13 protein-coding genes are annotated in these 18,579 nt (G+C 52.7%); 4 read left to right on the top strand and 9 right to left on the bottom strand.

Going from position 1 to position 18,579, the window contains the following annotated elements:
- Window positions 1–2 precede the first annotated feature (2 nt).
- Both IPQ00_04600 and IPQ00_04595 read right to left on the bottom strand, forming a co-directional pair.
- Window positions 3–3,245, bottom strand: a complete 3,243-nt coding sequence (locus IPQ00_04600; protein MBL0239839.1) for an efflux RND transporter permease subunit — start codon at window positions 3,243–3,245, stop codon at window positions 3–5.
- 81 nt (window positions 3,246–3,326) lie between these two features.
- Window positions 3,327–4,628, bottom strand: a complete 1,302-nt coding sequence (locus IPQ00_04595; GenBank protein MBL0239838.1) for an efflux RND transporter periplasmic adaptor subunit — start codon at window positions 4,626–4,628, stop codon at window positions 3,327–3,329.
- A 205-nt stretch (window positions 4,629–4,833) separates the two neighbouring features.
- On the opposite strand from IPQ00_04595, the gene IPQ00_04590 reads away from it, so the two are divergent.
- Window positions 4,834–5,154, top strand: coding sequence for a hypothetical protein (locus IPQ00_04590; GenBank protein ID MBL0239837.1), 321 nt, complete (start codon window positions 4,834–4,836; stop codon window positions 5,152–5,154).
- Between the two features lie 26 nt (window positions 5,155–5,180).
- Here the strand turns inward: IPQ00_04590 and IPQ00_04585 are convergent, their stop codons facing one another.
- The gene (locus IPQ00_04585) at window positions 5,181–5,468 is read right to left on the bottom strand and encodes a hypothetical protein (GenBank protein MBL0239836.1); all 288 of its coding nucleotides are present in this window, start codon (window positions 5,466–5,468) and stop codon (window positions 5,181–5,183) included.
- A gap of 56 nt (window positions 5,469–5,524) precedes the next feature.
- On the opposite strand from IPQ00_04585, the gene IPQ00_04580 reads away from it, so the two are divergent.
- Both IPQ00_04580 and IPQ00_04575 read left to right on the top strand, forming a co-directional pair.
- Window positions 5,525–5,746 (top strand): glutaredoxin 3, encoded by a 222-nt coding sequence (locus IPQ00_04580; protein MBL0239835.1) that lies wholly within the window; start codon window positions 5,525–5,527, stop codon window positions 5,744–5,746.
- 170 nt (window positions 5,747–5,916) lie between these two features.
- Window positions 5,917–8,346 carry a protein kinase gene (locus IPQ00_04575; GenBank protein ID MBL0239834.1) on the top strand — a complete coding sequence of 810 codons (2,430 nt, stop codon included), beginning with the start codon at window positions 5,917–5,919 and terminating at the stop codon, window positions 8,344–8,346.
- A gap of 1 nt (window position 8,347) precedes the next feature.
- Here IPQ00_04575 and IPQ00_04570 read toward each other — a convergent pair whose 3' ends face one another.
- Genes IPQ00_04570 through asnB form a run of 3 tightly spaced genes read right to left on the bottom strand, consistent with a single transcriptional unit; the run spans window position 8,348 to window position 12,081 of the window.
- Complete coding sequence (locus tag IPQ00_04570; protein ID MBL0239833.1) at window positions 8,348–8,965, bottom strand: YdcF family protein; 618 nt, start codon at window positions 8,963–8,965, stop codon at window positions 8,348–8,350.
- Window positions 8,962–10,176 carry a glycosyltransferase gene (locus tag IPQ00_04565; GenBank protein MBL0239832.1) on the bottom strand — a complete coding sequence of 405 codons (1,215 nt, stop codon included), beginning with the start codon at window positions 10,174–10,176 and terminating at the stop codon, window positions 8,962–8,964. Before IPQ00_04565 ends, IPQ00_04570 begins: the two co-directional genes overlap by 4 nt.
- Complete coding sequence (asnB, locus tag IPQ00_04560) at window positions 10,177–12,081, bottom strand: asparagine synthase (glutamine-hydrolyzing) (protein ID MBL0239831.1); 1,905 nt, start codon at window positions 12,079–12,081, stop codon at window positions 10,177–10,179. It abuts the gene before it with no gap.
- A gap of 164 nt (window positions 12,082–12,245) precedes the next feature.
- Between asnB and IPQ00_04555 the strand changes: the two genes are divergently transcribed.
- Window positions 12,246–13,850: a right-handed parallel beta-helix repeat-containing protein gene (locus tag IPQ00_04555; protein ID MBL0239830.1), complete on the top strand. Its 1,605-nt coding sequence runs from the start codon at window positions 12,246–12,248 to the stop codon at window positions 13,848–13,850.
- Here IPQ00_04555 and IPQ00_04550 read toward each other — a convergent pair whose 3' ends face one another.
- From IPQ00_04550 to IPQ00_04540, 3 genes are read right to left on the bottom strand one after another with little or no spacing between them, the layout of a single operon-like run.
- Window positions 13,851–15,353: a glycosyltransferase family 39 protein gene (locus IPQ00_04550; GenBank protein MBL0239829.1), complete on the bottom strand. Its 1,503-nt coding sequence runs from the start codon at window positions 15,351–15,353 to the stop codon at window positions 13,851–13,853.
- Window positions 15,354–15,393: 40 nt separating this feature from the next.
- A complete protein-coding gene (locus tag IPQ00_04545) occupies window positions 15,394–16,437 on the bottom strand; it encodes a glycosyltransferase family 4 protein (protein MBL0239828.1) in 1,044 nt (347 codons plus the stop codon).
- A complete protein-coding gene (locus tag IPQ00_04540) occupies window positions 16,438–18,579 on the bottom strand; it encodes a bi-domain-containing oxidoreductase (GenBank protein ID MBL0239827.1) in 2,142 nt (713 codons plus the stop codon).

Genomic DNA, 18,579 nt, shown 5'->3' with positions numbered 1-18,579 from the left:
AGCTAGGCCGACTCCTCCGATTCGCCACCGGCCTTCTGCCGTTTGAAAACTGAAAACAGGCCACGGACGCCGCCGGAAAGCGATTGCCAGACGCCTGACCCCTTAGCGTCGTCAAATAGTGAGTAGAAAACAGGTACTGCCAATAGTGTCAGCAACAAGCACATCGATTGGCCGCCGACCACAAGGACGCCGATCGAACGATTGGTCGCGGCACCCGCTCCGCTGCCAAGTATCAGCGGTATCATACCGGCAACGAGAGCGATCGTCGTCATAAGGATAGGCCGTAAGCGATCCCGGTTTGCCTGGATGATTGCGTCGTATCGGTTAAGCCCACTGGCTCGAAGTGTATTCGTGTGATCGATCTGCAGAATAGCGTTCTTTTTGACGATCCCGAAAAGCAGCAGAATCCCGAGTGCGGAAAAAATATTCAGCGTTTGCCCGGCCATCGCTGTCGACAAGAGAGCGAACGGTATCGCGAGCGGCAGTGTCAAAAGGATCGTCACCGGGTGGATAAACGACTCGAATTGAGCCGCGAGGATCAGATACATAAATACGAATGACAAAAGGAACGCCAGCAAAAACGATTCATATGCCTTTTGCAGTTCCTTTGACTGACCGCTGACTCCGGTAATATATTCCGGCCCCATTTTAAGATTCGTCGCCAGCTTTTGCAGTTTTGCCAAAGCGTCCGACTCGGACGAGTTGGGCGGCAATCCGGCAGAGATCGTCACGACTCGTTGCCGATTAAGCCGACTGATCGACGATGGGCTTAAACCTTCTTCGACCTTGATCACCTTGTCCAGACCGACCACCGCACCGCTCGTCGACGCAACGGCAAAGTTTTGGAAACTGCTGCGGTCGCGTCTAAAGGGCTCATCTGCCTGTATGATCACATCATACTGGACCGAATTCTCGTTAAACGTTGACACCCTTTGCCCGGCAGCCAGTATGTTGAGAGCCTGAGCCACATTGCCCGCCGCAACGCCAAGATCAGCCGCTTTGGCTCGGTCTATAAGCACACGTAATTCGGGCGTCCCAATGTCGATCGAATTGTCAGGATCGCGAAATGACGGATCCTCCTTCATTTTGTCGACAAGTTGATTGGCATACAAGGTCAACTTATCCATATCGGGGCCGGCGATGAAAAATCCAATACCGCTGCCGCCGCGGCCGAGTCCGATGCCCTGTGCGATCGACGACGATGCCGAAACGGTCACCTGATATTCTTTTGACGCATATTTCTTGACGAGCGCCCGAGACTGATTGATCAGGTCCGCCTGTGATTTTTTACGATCACCGACCGGAAGTAAGCTGACGTTGATAAAACCGTTATTTGGTCCCGAACCGCGCCCGAAACCGGCGAGAACAAGCGTATTTTTAACGCCGGGCAATTGTTCGCGAACATCGCGGGCGATACGGTCGAGTATGGATTGCGTCGCCGAGAGTGACGTTCCCTGAGGGGCTCGCAGATTTATCTGAAACAGAGATTCGTCCTCATCCGGCAAAAACGCCATACCGACGAATTTATAAAGCGGCACGATCGACGCAACGGTCAGGACGCAGATCAAAACGACAGCCCACCGATAACGCATCGATAATTTCAGCAGCCACGTATACGTTCCATCGACCTTGCTGTAAAACCACCCTGCCTTCGAATCAGACCGATCGTGACCGGCGGCTTCGCTGTTCTGCTCGAGTCCCGGTTCATTCGCGACGGCGTATGCATCGTCTACTTCAGGATCGTTCGTCGCTCCGACAGGATGTTTCTTGGCTTTGATCCATCTGGCCGCGAGCATCGGCGTGATCGTAAATGACACGATCAGACTGACAGCGATCGCCGCCGCCGACGTTAGTCCGAAGGATGACATAAACCGGCCGACGATGCCGGTCATAAACCCGACGGGGATAAAAACCGCCAGTAGCGAGAGTGTCGTGGCAAGGACGGCAAGTCCGATCTCCTTGGTGCCTTCGACTGCGGCCTCAAAGGGATTCATCCCTTTTTCCTCGACGAACCGATAGATGTTTTCGAGCACCACGATCGCGTCATCGATCACGATGCCGACCATTAAGGTCAGAGCCAACATCGTCATCTGATTAAGCGAATAGCCCAAGGCCGCGATGACCGCGAAAGAGGCAATGATCGAGATCGGTATGGCCAGAGCGGCGATGATCGTCGTCCGGAAATTCCAAAGGAAAAAGAAAACAACCACGGCCGCAAACAATCCGCCGAGGATCAGATGTTCCTCGATCGCCGTCAAACTATTTTGGATAAATTCTGATTGATCGCGGATCAATGCGAATTTCATATCCGGCGGCATATTCGGCAGGATCTCTGCCATTCGCTTTTTGACGTTTTCGATAACGGCTATCGTGTTGGCTCCGGATTGCTTTCTGATACCGAGGCTGACCGCCTGAACGCCGTCGAGCGATGCCGCTGTGCTGGCATCAGCACCGGTCGACTCCACACGCGCAACGTCTTTTATCTTGATCGGATATGAATTTCGAGTCGTAATTACGATGTCGGCGAACTGGCTCACCTCCGTCAGCTTGCTCATTGTGCGGACGCCGAGGGTTTTGGCACCTTCGACGAGACTGCCGCCGGGCAACTCCTGATTCTGCCCACGGACCGCATTTGAAATTTCCGTAACAGACAGATTGTAGGCCTTGAGCCTGTCGGGGTTTACGAAGATCTTGATCTGTTTTTCGCGTGCCCCCCAAATGAAGACCTCGCCGACACCATCGGCCGACTCGATCCGCTTTTGGAGGAGATTCTGGACGAGCGTAGTCAGTTCGGTCAGATCTCGCGGAGCACTGACCGAGTACATTAGAATTGGCTGCGAGTCCGGATCTGATTTCTGAACTGACGGCGGATCGGCGTTTTCCGGCAGGCGGTTTACCGCACCGCTGAGTTTTTGCTGGATCTCCTGAAACGCCTGATCCGGATTCTTCTCAAGATTGAACGTAAGATTTACGCTTGAGCGTCCCCGAGATGATGTCGACCGCATTTCTTCGACACCAGGCACCGTGTTCAGGGCACCTTCGATGATATCGGTCACCTCCGTCTCGATCTCCTGCGGAGCAGCTCCGCTATTACTTGTCGATACCGAGATCGTCGGCAGGTCGATTTTCGGAAATCGATCCACACCTAAGGTGAAGAAACTAAAACCTCCGACAACCGTTAGAAACAGTACGATGACGGTCGCAAAGACCGGGCGATGAACACAAATTTCGGCTAACCACTGCATAATACTTCTATGTCACAAAATCTAATACCAGATCGACGGATGTCCCTACGATATGCGGCCCACAGAGCAACGGCACCGACATCAGAATGTCACTTTCGCACCTTCATACAGCTGTCCGAGGTTGCCTGTTGCAACTGTCAGATCAGCGTCTACGCCCGAGACTATCTGAACAAAATCACCTTCCTCGAGACCGATCTGCACTGTGAGGAGCTTGGCAACGCCCTCCTGAATCGCAAAAACTCGATATGACTGCGTCGCTTCGTCCTTGATCACCGCGAAACGCGGAACAAACACTCCCTTGGTCCCGCCCTCTTTGTTAATACGGACATTTGCGAACATTCCCGGTCGCAGTGCATTATCACCATTCTCAATAAGGGCTTCGATAATGGCCGCTCGCGAAACCGGATCGATGGCCGGGTTTACCGACGACACCGTTCCGGCAAACTTACGATCTTTGTAGGCGTCTACCTCAAGCGAAACTCCGCGGCCCGCGGCGATGAACGGAGTATCGGCTTCGGCAACTTGTATCTGCACCTTTATCGGGTTGGTACGCAGGATGGTCGCCACAACCGACGCAGACGAGACATATTCACCGACCGCCGCCGGACGGCTACTCACAAATCCGGAAAAAGGTGCCCTAATAATGGTGTCGACGATCGCTTGCTGGGCGTTAGCCACTTGGGTCTGGGCCGATTCAACCTGAGCTTCCGCACTAGCGATTGCCTGATTACTCTGCCGTGCTGTATTGATCGCTGCCTCAAACTGCTCCTTGGCGGCATTTGCACGGGTGCGGGCGGTATCACGCTGTGTCCGAAACTGCTCATATGTGATCATCGCCACATCGCCGGACTCAGTAAGTTCACGATATCGCTTTTCATTGGCCTCGGCTTGTTTCAATTCGGCCTGAGCCTGTTCATAATTCGCATTTGCGACCCGCACTTCCGGGATGGATGTCGCGGTAAACTTTCCGTTCCCAAGCAGCCCCAAGCGAGCCTCGGCCTGTCGTACGGACGATTTGGCAACTTTTACCGCCGCGAGTGCCGACGCAAGTTGTAATTTGGCGTCACGGTCGTCAACCCTTGCGATCACCGCTCCGCCGACGACGAAATCACCGATGTCCACGTTTAAGTTTGCGATCTTACCGGCGGACTTTGGCGCGACATTCGAAGTTTCGTTGGCAATTAGACTACCGGTTGCGCGGATGGCTGACGCCACGTCCCGGGACTCACTCTTTCCAATCGTGATACTGATTGCCGGAGCCGACAGGGCTTCGTCGTTCTTGGCATCGCCTGAGCTTTTCTTTTCTCCGCCGGACGATCCACAGGCGATCGCGGTTGCGGCTATAGTAATGGCGATCAAAGGTCTGATGACTGGTTTCCACATAAGATAAATTAACGTAAGTTCAGTATTTTATAATACTTTCGCCCGACGCAATGGTTTTGGATTGTAAATTTTTGTAAACCGCGCGCATTAGTCCCCGGCATACCTGATTTCGACGGACACGCGGCGAATTGGATAATCTCAGTCCGCAAATGCTAATATTTATATAACAAACATTAGACCGATAGGAGATACGGAAAAGACCATTATGAATGAGATCACAGCCAGCGACCTTAAGGCCCGTTTAGATGCAGGTGACGACATACAGCTAATTGATGTCCGCCAACCTGACGAATACGCATTTGCGAGAATTGCGTCGGCTAAGCTTATCCCGCTTGGTGAGGTCATCTCGCGGATCAATGAGATCGACCCAACACGCGAGACGGTTGTTCATTGTAAAATGGGCGGCCGAAGTGCTCGGGCGATCGACGTACTCGCCCAAATGGGATTTAGCGGCAAGATGTATAACCTGGTCGGCGGGATCACTGCGTGGTCGAATGACGTCGACCCGAGCATTCCCAAATATTGATGTCGATGGGCGATCGAGCGAGTCGCCTATTCACCCGCAAGATCGATCTCGTCCGACATTCGGATAATACGCATATCGGGTTTGACGGTCGTTCGGCAGGCGATGACTGCCTTTTCCTTATCGCCATTTTGAAGCCAGACCTGACAATTCAGACAGTCGCCGTTCCAGCAAAACTCACCGTATGAGATGCTCTCCATTGATAAATACTGGAAACAACGTAGTAGCGAATTGTTTTCAGGTACCAAGCGCTTCTCGCCAAGTATTTCGATTTCAACCAGCTTTTCAAACGGTGCGAAAATATCAGGTAATGTCATAGAGATCTAGGCTTGGTTTGCTAGATTATCTTACCTAAAAGGTGTAGCGTTGAACAATGAGCGTAGTTATTTACACAAAGCCCGGTTGCCCATATTGTAAGCAGGCAAAGGACCATTATCATTCGCAAGGAATTGGATTTACTGAATTTGACGCGCAGAACGATAAGATCCGGCAGCGTGAGATGCTTGAGTTTTCCGGTGGAGATCCGGTAGTGCCCTGTGTTGTCGTAGATGGAGCATATATCGGCTCAGGTTGGGGCGATCCGCCGCGAGGCTGAACGATCCACCCGGAATAATCGGCAGTTTGCCGGTTTTTTACAAAAGTTTGAGGGCGGCAGATTGCACAAATTACTTTCTGCCATATAATGGATTCTTACTCAATTTCGGAATTCGTTAGATCTGTGTTCGTTGCCGCACATTCTAATGCGCCTCGAGTTCCGCAGACTTTATGATTGGTTCGCAGATCAACCAATACAAGATCCTCGAAAAGATCGGCTCCGGCGGCCAGGGCACGGTATACAAGGCTCTTGACACCAAGCTTAACCGTACCGCGGTCATCAAGGTATTGCCGCCCGAATTGACTTTAAAACCGTCTAATTTCAAGCGATTTGAGCGCGAGGCCCAACTCTGTTCACAGCTCGACCACCCCAATATTTGCACGATCTACGATTTTCATAGCGCAGATGGCGTATTTTACATCGCGATGCAATATGTTGCCGGCAAGAATGTCCGACAACTCGTAGCCGGAAGGCCTCTGGAACTCCGAAGCTCTGTTTCAATAGCGATCCAAGTGGCCGATGCTCTTGCCTACGCGCACTCCAAGAACATAATTCACCGCGATATTAAGGCCGGCAATATAATGGTCACGGATTCGGGGCAAGCCAAAATATTAGATTTTGGCCTGGCCAAATTGCTCGAGGATGACCACGCCGACCAACGTGCCGGCCAAGATCATGCAGAGATCACCGAACTCGGCATTCCCTACGGCACGGCAACGTACGCAGCCCCCGAGCAGGCACGCGGCGAACGTGCGGATCACCGCTCCGACATTTTCTCGACCGGCGTTCTGCTTTATGAGATGTTGACCGGAATCTGGGCTTTCCAAGGCAAGACGGTCATAGACGTTCGCCATCAGGTACTCTACGGGACACCAAAGCCGCTCGCCGTAATGCGCCGCGATCCCGTTCCGCCGCAATTGCAGCAAATTATCGACAAGGCTCTGGCTAAAGAACCCAAGGACCGATATCAGAAGATCAGTCAGATGCGGGACGACCTTCGAGGTGTCCTCCAGCAGATCGCCGGTGCTCAGGTTATGCCCGGTGACACCTACGCCCCAACGCACGCAGACGGCAGTCCGGTCAAGCGGGCGTGGAATTGGATTAAGGGACGGACGGGCTCAGAGTCTTCGGTCGGTTTAACGCCGAGCATCAATAGCTATACCTCGTTTGCCCCGGATATCTCGATGACATCCGCGGGGAGCGAGAAAAAGAGCGTAGCGATACTGCCTTTCCAAAACCTCAGTGGCGACGCGGCATCAAGTTTTTACGAATTTGCTCTGGCGGACGCTGTCATTACCGAACTCGCACAGATCCGTTCCATTATCGTCCGGCCCAGTTCGGTGATCGCAAAGTATCAGGGAAAGGACGTCAACCCAAGGGACACGGGCAAGGATCTGCGTGTTCACGCCGTGCTGTCTGCCGGATTTATTCGCTCGGGTGACAAACTCCGAGTGACTGCTCAGCTGCTGGATGTTGTAACGGGCGACATACTTTGGAGCGACCGGATCGATGCCGAGGGTAGCGACATACTTACGCTTCAGGATGCGATAGCCCAGCGCATTCTCGAAGGTCTTCGACTCGAGTTGACCGATCTCGAAGCTGAAAAGTTGGGCAAGCACGCAACTGATAATGCCGAGGCGTGGGAAGAATATCTACGAGGCCGCGATAATTTTGGCCGATTTATCTTTCGTACGATCGACGCCGAAGACTGCGACGCCGCGATGGCCAATTTCAAACGGGCGATCGAACTCGATCCGCACTTTGCTCTCGCATACAGCGGCCTAGGTGCCTGTTATGCCAATCGAGTGTTTAAGGGCCTCGGCGAACCCGAAGATTACACTTATGCCGAGGCGGCATTCAGCAAAGCATTTTTCTACGATCAAAATGTTGTCGAAGCCCGTGTGCTGATGGTGATGATCTATCTCGCCCGCAGTGAAAAGAAAAAGGCACGTTCCGAGATCGAACTGCTAGAAAAGCAATTTCCGAATGATGCCGCACTATATTTTGTGAAAGGTGTGCTTCACCGCCTGGATGGCAAGTACGAGCAATCGCTCAAGGCCTTTGAGAAACTAGCCCGACTTGATCCGGCGGCACGCGCGGTCGCCGCGTACAACCGCGCACGGATCTTTATATATGACCGCAAGTTTGACGAGGCTCTAGCCGAACTGGATAAAGGTGTCCGTGCGGAACCGAATCATCCGATGCTCAAGATCTTTCGTTCGGGCGTCTATTATTATCAGGGCAAATTCGACATAGCTATAGATATGGTTGCAAAGGTTTTGGCGGACAATCCGCGAATGGACGGTATTCGTCCCCTTTACGCCGAATTCCTGGCAGGTGCCGGACGCTTTGACGAAGCCCGCGAGCAACTGACCGACGACGCACTGGCAGTCTCTCGTGCGGACCACGATATGGCATATTGGGTCGGTTCGACGTATGCGTTGCTCGGTGAATACGACCTCGCGTTCAAGTGGCTGAACAAGGCTATCCGCCTCGGCAATCAAAACAAGCCTTACTTTGAACAAGATACCAATCTCGACAGCCTCCGCGGGGATCCTCGTTTTGCAGAACTTATGTTAAAGATGAATAACGGTGATTGATCTAGTAATAAAATCGATAAACCACAAATTTCAAATACTCTCCGGCCACCATTCGCCAACCGCGAAATCCCAACCACCACGACCAAGGCCTCGGGGTAAACTCCCCCGGCGGAGCAAATGCGACCCCGACAACAACCTGTTTATCAGCCAATATTTGCTCAAATGTCCATAGTGCCCGTCGGGTGTGATAGGCAGACGTGACGATCACGATCGAGTCTAAATGACTCTTTTCGATCTCGTTCCGGAGAGCGATCGCCTCGTCGTCGGTGCCGGAAACCGTTCCCGGCAGAATAGTGATGGCGTCCGGCAAAACTCCGTTTGCGATCAATTCGCGTTGTTCCAGTTCGACAAACCGCGGGTTGGCCTTGTCCGCTAGCGACCAACCGGATCGCTGGCCGTCATCGGTGATGAAAATCCTCGGTGCAACACCTTGTTTGTAGAGTTCGGCGGCGATCCGCGTTCGTTCGCGATAAACGGCCGAACCGCTCAGAACCATTAGAGCGTCAGCGTGCTCAAGCGTTCGTTCGACGATCAGCCATTTTGCCAGAAATGGTGCTACGAATATCCAGAGCGCGATAAGACACGCAACCCCAAGTATCATCCTCGGTCTGCCGATCACCGGCGATCACCCCGTGACTGTTTTGACACCGCAACGATCGAGCGCAGTTCATCGACCTTTGCTTCCCAACTCTCGTGGGCGATCTTGTCGCTGACAGTTTCTCTGGGTTTGGGATCCGAAAGAGCGTTTTCGATCTTAGCAATGAAATCATCGTGGCCGGTTGCCACCAGACAATCCTCAAGAATGCGTACCTCGGGAATATCGGTCGACACTACCGGCAAGCCCGCCGCAAGATATTCGCGCACCTTCAAGGGGTTTGCCGCAAGTGTTAATTCGTTGATCATAAACGGGTTAAGTGCAACGTCAAAGGCCTTGCAGTACGCCGGCAACTGTTCGTAGGGTTTGCGGCCGAGTAAGTGAATATTTGGCACACCATTGAGCACCTTGATCTTTTGTTCGGCATCGACACTGGTCTTGCCAACGAGCACGATGGAGCCATTGTGAAAATATTCTGCGGTTTTCTTTATCAGATCAAAATCGACCCAGTCTGCCAACAGGCCGTGAAATCCGATGATCGGACGTGGTAAGCCGCGGATATCTTCAGGCATTGCGAGATCCGGATCGAGTGCCGTCCGGAAATGCTTCCAGTCGGTGCCGTGACGAATGATGTGCGTATTTTCGTTAAACTGTTTTTTCGAATCGTAAAGCTTTTCGGCTGAAACAATGACCAGGTCGGACATCCGAAAGAGCTTTTCCTCGATCTCCTTGAGGGCTGAGGAACCCGTAAATGCAGTGTATTCGTCGACGCAATAGTAGATCAATTCGCTTTCACCCAGATGTCCGGCGATCATACCGGCGGCGGGATTAAAGACCATATTGATAACGTCGGCGAATCCGAGCTTTCGCATCGCCTTTCTGACCTGCCGTACCAGCGAGCGCTGATTTAGGTCGACTATCAACTTGCTGCCGTACGCCGGGATCGCTAGCGGATTGAGCACAAAGATATTCGGCTCGACCTCGCGGACCGGTTCGGCAAAGCTCTTTAGTTTCTTAAAGATACGTGAGACATCTTTGGACGACGCAGTGGGCATACGATTTGCGATCGCATTTATCCAAAGTATGCGATTATCCTTTGCCAACACGCGCATCAGGTGTGTTTTGGACAACGGATCGCCGGTCCAGTCGTGGCTAAAACACAGAATGTCACGGCCTCGAAGTTCTGCTCTCGCTGCCCCGGCGGATCGCGTTGTTGACTTACTGATATTCGTCATTTATCCGGCGTTCCCCAATCCGTCAAAGAATCGCCGCTGCCATATCTCAAAATTTACGAGTGCCCATATTCTCTCGTCGTGATTCTCACCTGCCTGATGGCGGGCGACTAACGCCCTTACAAATCTCTCATCAAAGATCCCGCGTTCGATCGTTCTCGGGCTCAAAACGTATTCTTCAACAATGTGCTTGAATTCGCCGCGAAACCAGTTGCCGACCGGCACCGGAAATCCCATCTTCGGACGATCGAGGATCTCCGCCGGCAAAATTCCCTTCATAGCCTCACGGAGGATCCATTTTGTCGTATTGCCCCGCAGTTTCATCTCACGCGGCATTCGGGCCGCAAATTCGACTAACTTATGATCCAGAAACGGCACTCGGCTCTCGATCGAGGCGGCCATCGACATCTGATCCTGTTTCATCAGCAACTCGTGCAGATATGTCTTAGTATCGATATACAGCAATTGGTCGAGTGGGTCGATCGCATCGGTCTTCACCAACCATTTTCTTGACTGCAGATAGGGGTCAACATCGATGATCCTTTCCCGCACCGCCTTCGAAAACAGTTCGGACTGCATCGCTCGCGGAAATACGCCAAAATTGTCTAGAAACAAATTCTCAATGTCCGCACTTCGCGTTAGAAAGGTTCGGCTGAGTTTATTGCCTATCCCGCCCGGCAACGTCCCCACACCGCCACGGACAGCATTCCGCACGAATCCGGGCGTGAGGCTTTCGTACTTTCTACCGTAATTTAATAATTGCAGCGTCTTGGCATAGCGGCCATAACCCGCGAGCGTTTCGTCGCTTCCCTCACCTGTAAGAACGACCTTGACGTGCTCCTGTGCGAGTTTCGAAACAAAATATAAAGGTACCGAGGCAATAAAGCCGATCGGTTCGTCCTCGTGCCAGACGAGGTCCGGCAGTTGGTCAAAAAATTGCTTTGGCGTGATCGTGATCTCGTGATGTTCGGTCCCAAAAGCATCGGCGACGAGTCGGGCAAAGCCAAGTTCGTTGGCCTCACGCTCGCGAAAACCGACCGAGAATGTCTTGATGGGTTCTGAGACCATCGTCGACATCATCGCGGCGATCGCGCTCGAGTCGATCCCGCCGGAGAGAAACATCCCCAGGGGAACGTCCGACATTAATCGAAGCTCGACGGACTTGCGAAACATTTCGCGCCACGCGTCGACAAATTCTACATCGCTTCTAGGTTCGAGCTTTGGCTCAAAATTGAGGTCCCAATACTCGCGAATATCGATTCGGCCGTCTTTCCATACCATTGTATGGCCGGGCATCAACCGCTTGATACCGGCGTAGAGCGTTTCGTCGCGGGAGGTGCCGTGTGCCGCAAGTTGGTCCGGCAAAGCGTTAAAATTGATCTCAGGCTTAACCGCTCCGGCGGCAAGCAAAGACTTGATCTCGGACGCAAAATATAGACTGCCATCCTGAGAGTGAACGTAATAGAGCGGCTTGACGCCTAGACGATCACGAGCAATGAGCAGTTCCTGGCGTTTAGCGTCCCAAATGGCGAATGCAAACATTCCCCGGAGATATTCGACACAATCACGGCCGTGCTCCTGATATAGATGCAGAATGGTCTCGGTATCGCTGCGGCTGTGAAAGCTATGACCGCTTGATTCGAGTTCGGCACGGTGATCGGCGTGATCATAGACTTCCCCGTTGTAGACGATCGAGCACGATCGATCATCAGTAAACATCGGCTGGATGCCAAGTCGCGGGTCAACGATCGCGAGTCGGCGATGACCGATACCGACATTTTTATCGACAAAAATGCCTCCGTCGTCAGGCCCTCGGTGACGCATTATATCGCGCATACCGATCAGCACATCCGGTGACACCTCGCGGCCCGAATCCCTTGAAAATACAATGCCGTTTATCCCGCACATATCTTGTATAGAAAGTAACAATAGATGGAATCTTGTAGATAAAGCCGCTGCCGTCCGCCGACCCTTGATAGATTAACGCCTCAAACGCTCTTTTGCCATTCGATGAATCTGGATTATTTGCTCATTTCCGAGTTTATTTGGTCGTATCGGATAATAGAGTAGTATTGAACAATATGGTCGAACAGGCGATAAGATCAGCCGGAAACAAAGTACGAGCAAAGCCTCTACCTGCGGCAAAGACAAGGTCAAAGGCGTGGTTAGCCGCTTCCGTACTGTGTTTGGTTGCCGGAGTGGGAGTCGCTATCTACCTCGCCCTCGGCGGACTGCACGAACCGGAAGCGGCGATCATATCAAATGGCGCGTTTGCCATAATACGCGTCCCGGCGGGCGGCAATTTTCAGGCGGCACTTGATCGGGCCAAGCCCGGCGACACGATCGAGCTTGCCGCCGGTTCCACGTTTAAGGGCAAGTTCCGATTGCCAAATAAGCCCGGAGCCGAGTTTATTACGGTCCGCACTTCGGCGAGCGATGATCAGTTGCCGCCGGCCGGCAAGCGGCTCGATTACAAAAAATACGCAGCTGTTTTACCCAAGATCGTCTCGAACATAAAGGGCGAACCCGCACTTACCACCGCAACAAGTGCACATCATTTCAGATTTATCGGCGTCGAATTTGGGCCGACGATCGAAGGGCTCTACAACATCATTGAGATCGGCACCACCGAAGAATCGGCGATCGAACAAATTCCTCACCATATTGAATTTGACCGCGTCGCATTGCTCGGCGACCCCAAATGGGGACAACGCCGCGGTATTGCAGCCAATGGCAAATTCATCAAGATCGAAAATAGCTATTTTGCCGATTTTAAGCGTGACGGTGAGGAAAGTCAGGCCATCGCCGTATGGGCCACCGACGGGCCGATCGAGATCATCAATAATTATCTGGAAGCCGCAGCGGAAAACATCCTTTTCGGCGGCGCCCAGAACTCCCTCGGACTGGTCGCGGCCGATTGCATCATCCGCGATAATCACCTGAACAAACCGATCGAGTGGAAAGGCACCAAATGGAACGTCAAGAATTTTATTGAGATTAAAAGTGGACGCCGCATCAAGATCGAAAACAACTTGATGACCAATAATTGGCAAATGGCTCAAGAAGGAACCGGCGTACTTTTCCGAACTGCTGAGGACAGTGGCAAGCAAGCAGTTGTCGAGGATATCGAGTTTACCAATAACATTATGCGCGGATCGGGCAGTGCTCTGAACATCTTTGGCGGTGAAGGCAAAGGCGGCCGCAATCTAACGATACGCAATAATATTTTCGAAGACATCAGCGGCAAGAAATATGACGGCCGCGGCTTTTTTATTAAATCAACGACATTCACGAATGTCATTATCGAAAACAACACGGTAATTCACGACGGCAGCATCACCCTCGCGTATGGTGATCCGGTCAAAGGATTTATTTTCCGCAATAACATCGTTTTTAACAACGAATACGGTTTCTTTGGCGATACCGTAGGCCCGGGCAAACCCGCACTCGCGACCTACTTTCCGGGTGCAGTTATCACAAATAACATAATCGTCGGCGGCAAAGCGTCCGATTACGGCACGTCCAATTTCTACCCGCCGGCGATCGGCCAGATCGGTTTTGTAGATACCGCAAAGGGCAACTATCAACTCGATCCGGGCAGTCCGTATGTCAAGAAAGGGATTGGCGGTAAATCGGTAGGTGCCACGCTCGATCCGCGTACCGTCGGCGGTCGCTGATCAGTGATTTCGGCGATATACTTTGAAAGCCGCATTCTCATATGTGATGGCATATTCCTCACGCAGCAGTTTTGGAAAGTACTCGAAGAAAGCTGGAAATAGCCGCTCGGACTGTTCAAGCGAATCCTCGACGGCACTATCCGTCACGATAAACTCCGGCCGTTTTTTTGAATAGAATCCGAAGCGGCCGTCCGCGACGTGAACGACCTGTGGATCCAGTCCGAATATCAACTCTGATCCGCCCATCACAAGCTCACCGTTTTTTGCGTTCGCATTGAGATACTCGGTCATCGGCCGATAGTAATGAGCGTTAGTATTCTCCGAAATGCGATAAGCCATTCCACCTGCGGATATGAACAGCACCAAGGCAAAGACCGCGGCGACGGGCAATCGCAATGCGGGTCTAATTCGCCAAAGCCAGGTCGTTATTGCTGCGGCAAATATCGCGAATAGCGGCACAACGTGGATCAGATAAGTTGTCTGCTTTTGGCCGTCGAGAATCGCGAGAATGGCCGAGTACACGGCTGCCAGCACGATCAGCGGTGCATATTTCTTTCTAAGCTCGCTTACCCAAACAACGCCGACAATGCCGGCGATGTAGCCAATCAGTATCACGCTCTTAAGGTAGATCGGACCGCTGTGGCCGCTCGAGACCGCTTTTAATCCGTACGCGTGCGGATACCTTTCGGTAAATTCGCGGAGTATATTCATCACCGGAGACGTAAAGCCCTGCATCCTACCGCCCATAGTGGCATTGTCTATAAACTGCGAACGAAACGCCGCAAAGTCCAGCATTACCCAGTAACCGAATGCCAGTCCACCGATCAGATAAGGGATCGCAGCCAACGCAATATGTACTAGCCGAAGCCGCGTCCGGTCGTAATAGATCGTTAGAAACACGAGCCCGAGCCAAGCCATTATCGCGTTCGGGTGCGTTAATCCGTCCAATGTCATAACCGTATGGCTCACCAGAACGGCGGCAAACAGGTTTCGCTCACGCAAAAGCAGATACAGAGCGATGGCGAAAAATCCAAGCGACGAACTCATCATATCCATCCTGCCTGAGGACGCGGTTTCAAGGACCATATAATCACAGGCGGCGATGACCAATGCCACCGCGGCAACAGTGCGGTCACGTGATATCTGAAATACGATCAAATACACTGCGCCGAGCAACACCAGTCCCCACAAAACCGAAACGATACGGAGTTGGGTCATCCCAAAGCCAAAAGCCTCGAACGATCCAGCAACATTCAGCAGAAAGACCGGCATAACCCAATACGTGCGTTTCTCGATCCGCAACAGAGGTGAACCGTCAGTCTCAAGCGAGGTCGTGCCGAATGATCCGTGCTCGACCAAATTGCGCGCCGGATCGGCAAACATCCCTTCGTCGATCTGCGGTCTGTGAGTTAGAACGCTGCCGATCGCAAGCACGACGAATGTCAGGATCGCCAGAGCGATGACCAACTTTTGACGGCTTGTAATTATTGGAATGATGTTCATTGATCGGTCGCGGTGGCAACTGCAGGCCGGATACCGCAGGTCATTGCGAAGCCACGTCAGTATAGACGTCGATCACTGCCTGAATGTTGCTGCGATCGTTCGTTTCCGGGCGCCGTTTGTGACGTTTAACCGCGGCTATGGTGTCAATTGCGGTTTCGAGTTCAGCACGGTCGCCCACGGGGATGAGTTTAACGCCATTGGGGCGCATACCGTTATCGGTGGCGATCACCGGTGTGTCTAGAAACAGTGCTTCACGAACGGAGATCGCATCACCGTCGTAGCGTGTGGTCCGAAGAAGTATGTCGGCGCGTTCTATTAGTCGGAGCGTTATCTCGTGCGGCACGTCGCCGGCGACAAAGATGCTCTCGCGATAACTCTTTGATTCAATTTGTGCTCTAAGGCCCGACTCGAGCGAACCGGATCCGACGATCACCAAACCGACTTGCGGATTCGTCTGGACCACACTTTCCAGGGCATCGATCTGCATATCGATATCGTACTCAGGTTCGAGCAGTCCGACCGTGAGCAGAAACGGACCGTGGTTCTCAATGAAGCTTTGCAGATCCGACGGCATCTCGACATCGTTGTCCGGCAATTCGTTCACGTACGGCAGTATCACCGAGACATTTCTAGGGCTCACTCCGTATTTTAGAAAAACTTCTCGTAGCTGCTCATTAACTACCACGACCCGGTCAAACATCCGGAATATAAAGCCCCGAATCGACCAACGCCCTGCCGCAAGCCCTTCTTTCGTTTGGGGGTAACCACCGGAGTGCAGCGATAAGACACACGGGCCGCGGGATAAGAGTGCCGTGAATAAAACGAGTCCAAGATCCCGCGCACTTATCGTGCCGCCAACGTGCAAATGGGTGACATCGCGTTTTAATGAAAGCAAAAGCCGGATCAACGCAAACGGCGAGCTCGGATGATAAACGTCATCTTCCAAGGCGATCCGCGAACTGCGTGATGTTGCGATTATTGATGTTTTATGGCCGCCCGCAGCAAGGTCCGCCCGGATCGCAAGAATGTTGCGATTGATACCGCCCTCGGGCGGCGGGTATGGCCCGAGCTGCAAGACGTGCATTTAGAGTGCCTCGTTGAGGTCAAAATCAACCGCTTCGCCGGTCTGTGCAGAGCGGATCATCAACAAACAGCCGAGCGTCGCACGAATACCGTCACGGACGGTTATTTCTGTCTCGGCTCCGGTGCGGATACTCGTAACAAAAGACGCAAGTTGATCGTCATAACCCTTTGCGGCAAACATCTTTGTGCTGTTCTTACGAGTCTTCTTTTTGACGCTGAGTGACTTGAAATCTTCGCTTGTCAGCCCGACTCCGGGAGCAAATACTTCGACCAATTCACCGCCCGACGACTCGCTTCCGATCACAGTGTAGATGAAATTTCCAATAGATCCATCGTCAAACTTGATAGACGCCGCGATGTTATGTTCGCCCATACCATAAGCCGAAATGCTGACCGGTTCGCTCTCCAGCAGCCAGTGCATCAGGTCGATGAAATGGCATCCTTCACCTAGAATGACGCCGCCCTGTGCCGGTTCAGCAGCCCAACCGTTCTGAATTCCCGGCGAGTTCATTCGGGTCGAGATCACAACCGGGCTCGATCGCCCTTTCAAATTCTGCTTCATCTCCGTATAAAACGGTGCAAATCGCCGATTAAACCCGACCATTAGACGCTTACCGCTCGACTCGACGGCCGCATTGATCGCACGGCATTCCTCGACGGTAACCGCCATAGGCTTTTCGATAAATACGTGTTTGCCCGCCTCGAGAGCAGCGATCGCCTGTGCAGCGTGATCTTTGTGACGACTGGCAATGATCACTGCGTGGATATCTTTATCGCCGAGTATCTCAGCCAGATCAGAGCTCGCGTAGGACGCTCCGAACCGCTTGGCGTATGCCTTACCGCGCGCTCCGCTGTTTGAATGAACTGCGTGCAACTTGGCCCCCGCGATCTTCTTGAGAGCCGGCAAATGAGCCCATTTTGCTAGATTTCCCGCACCCACGATAGCAAATCTAATGTCACCGTCCGTGATCGGATCGGTCGACACGACGACCTTGCGTTTCGGCGCATATGCGGCAACCGCGTCCGTCTCCGACACGGATGCGTATTTCAGCACGACCGCGAGACTCTTAGAACCGGCATCCATCACCGTCGAATACGCTTTCGGAGCATCGTCGAGGTCGAATTCGTGACTGATCAGTGGCTTTACGTTGACTATGCCGTTGGAAACAAGCCGCAAAAATTCCTCCATATTCCGATTCTCGGTCCAACGCACATATGAGATCGGATAATCGACGCCCTGCTTCTCGTAAGTCGGGTCATAACTGCCAGGGCCGTAGGCTCTCGACACGATAAAGCTCAATTCTTTTATGTACATTTCGGCTCGTGGAATGTCGATCGGGCACGCTCCGACCATTACCACCTTTCCCCGGTCGCACGCCATCGAGACGCCGTCCTGCAGCGGCTTGGCTGATTTCGACGCAGCGGCCACGATCACGCGATCGGCACCCCGCCCGCCCGAGAGAGCTTTGACCTCGTCCACGACCGTGTCACTGGCGATCAGACCGTATTCTGCCCCGGTGTCCGTAGCGATCTTGACCCGATCGGCATCGAGATCGATCGCTACCGCTACACCGCCCTGACATCTGACGAGTTGGGCTGTTAGTTGTCCCACCAGGCCGAGACCGATGATCGCCACCACGTCGCCTAGCTTTATGTCGGCAAGACGGACCGCATTCATCGCGATCGCACCAAGAGTGGTAAAGCAAGCTTCCTGAAATGTCACATTGTCGGGCACGCGCGCTATCAGATTTCGTCCGACATTGATCGTCTCGCCGTGTCCGGTTCCCTCGCCGCCATACGCGACTCGTTGACCGATCTTGAGATCGCCCACTTTTGCGTCTTTTTCGACGATCACTCCGGCTCCGGAATATCCCAGTACCGCGTAATCTTCGAATTTTGCTCTGATCTCGTTAAATGTGCTGATAGGATCGGTCTTTTTCATTACATTCCAGACCGTCTGAAGGTGTCCGGGGTTGTCGGCAACTTCCTTTACGAGGCTGTCTGTATGAATATCGGCAGTTTCGGTGCCGGCACTAATCAGCGAATAGAACGGCCGAACCAAAACGTGGTTAGCCGAGACCATCGGGTCGGTCACTTCATCAACAATAATATCTTTTAATCCCTTTCGGATAACTTGTTTCAT

Source organism: Chloracidobacterium sp., assembly GCA_016720705.1.
In the GTDB taxonomy this organism is placed as follows: domain Bacteria; phylum Acidobacteriota; class Blastocatellia; order Pyrinomonadales; family Pyrinomonadaceae; genus OLB17.
Note: the sequence above shows the minus strand (reverse complement) of the source record. Positions and strands in the feature narration are given on the sequence as shown.

What these genes read in the sequence shown, in the direction of transcription:
- IPQ00_04595 (MBL0239838.1), bottom strand. Translation starts at nt 4,628, where the DNA reads ATGTGGAAACCAGTCATCAGACCTTTGATCGCCATTACTATAGCCGCA.
- asnB (MBL0239831.1), bottom strand. Translation starts at nt 12,081, where the DNA reads ATGTGCGGGATAAACGGCATTGTATTTTCAAGGGATTCGGGCCGCGAG.
- IPQ00_04600 (MBL0239839.1), bottom strand. Translation starts at nt 3,245, where the DNA reads ATGCAGTGGTTAGCCGAAATTTGTGTTCATCGCCCGGTCTTTGCGACC.
- IPQ00_04585 (MBL0239836.1), bottom strand. Translation starts at nt 5,468, where the DNA reads ATGACATTACCTGATATTTTCGCACCGTTTGAAAAGCTGGTTGAAATC.
- IPQ00_04550 (MBL0239829.1), bottom strand. Translation starts at nt 15,353, where the DNA reads ATGAACATCATTCCAATAATTACAAGCCGTCAAAAGTTGGTCATCGCT.
- IPQ00_04545 (MBL0239828.1), bottom strand. Translation starts at nt 16,437, where the DNA reads ATGCACGTCTTGCAGCTCGGGCCATACCCGCCGCCCGAGGGCGGTATC.
- IPQ00_04590 (MBL0239837.1), top strand. Translation starts at nt 4,834, where the DNA reads ATGAATGAGATCACAGCCAGCGACCTTAAGGCCCGTTTAGATGCAGGT.
- IPQ00_04565 (MBL0239832.1), bottom strand. Translation starts at nt 10,176, where the DNA reads ATGACGAATATCAGTAAGTCAACAACGCGATCCGCCGGGGCAGCGAGA.
- IPQ00_04580 (MBL0239835.1), top strand. Translation starts at nt 5,525, where the DNA reads ATGAGCGTAGTTATTTACACAAAGCCCGGTTGCCCATATTGTAAGCAG.
- IPQ00_04540 (MBL0239827.1), bottom strand. Translation starts at nt 18,579, where the DNA reads ATGAAACAAGTTATCCGAAAGGGATTAAAAGATATTATTGTTGATGAA.
- IPQ00_04575 (MBL0239834.1), top strand. Translation starts at nt 5,917, where the DNA reads ATGATTGGTTCGCAGATCAACCAATACAAGATCCTCGAAAAGATCGGC.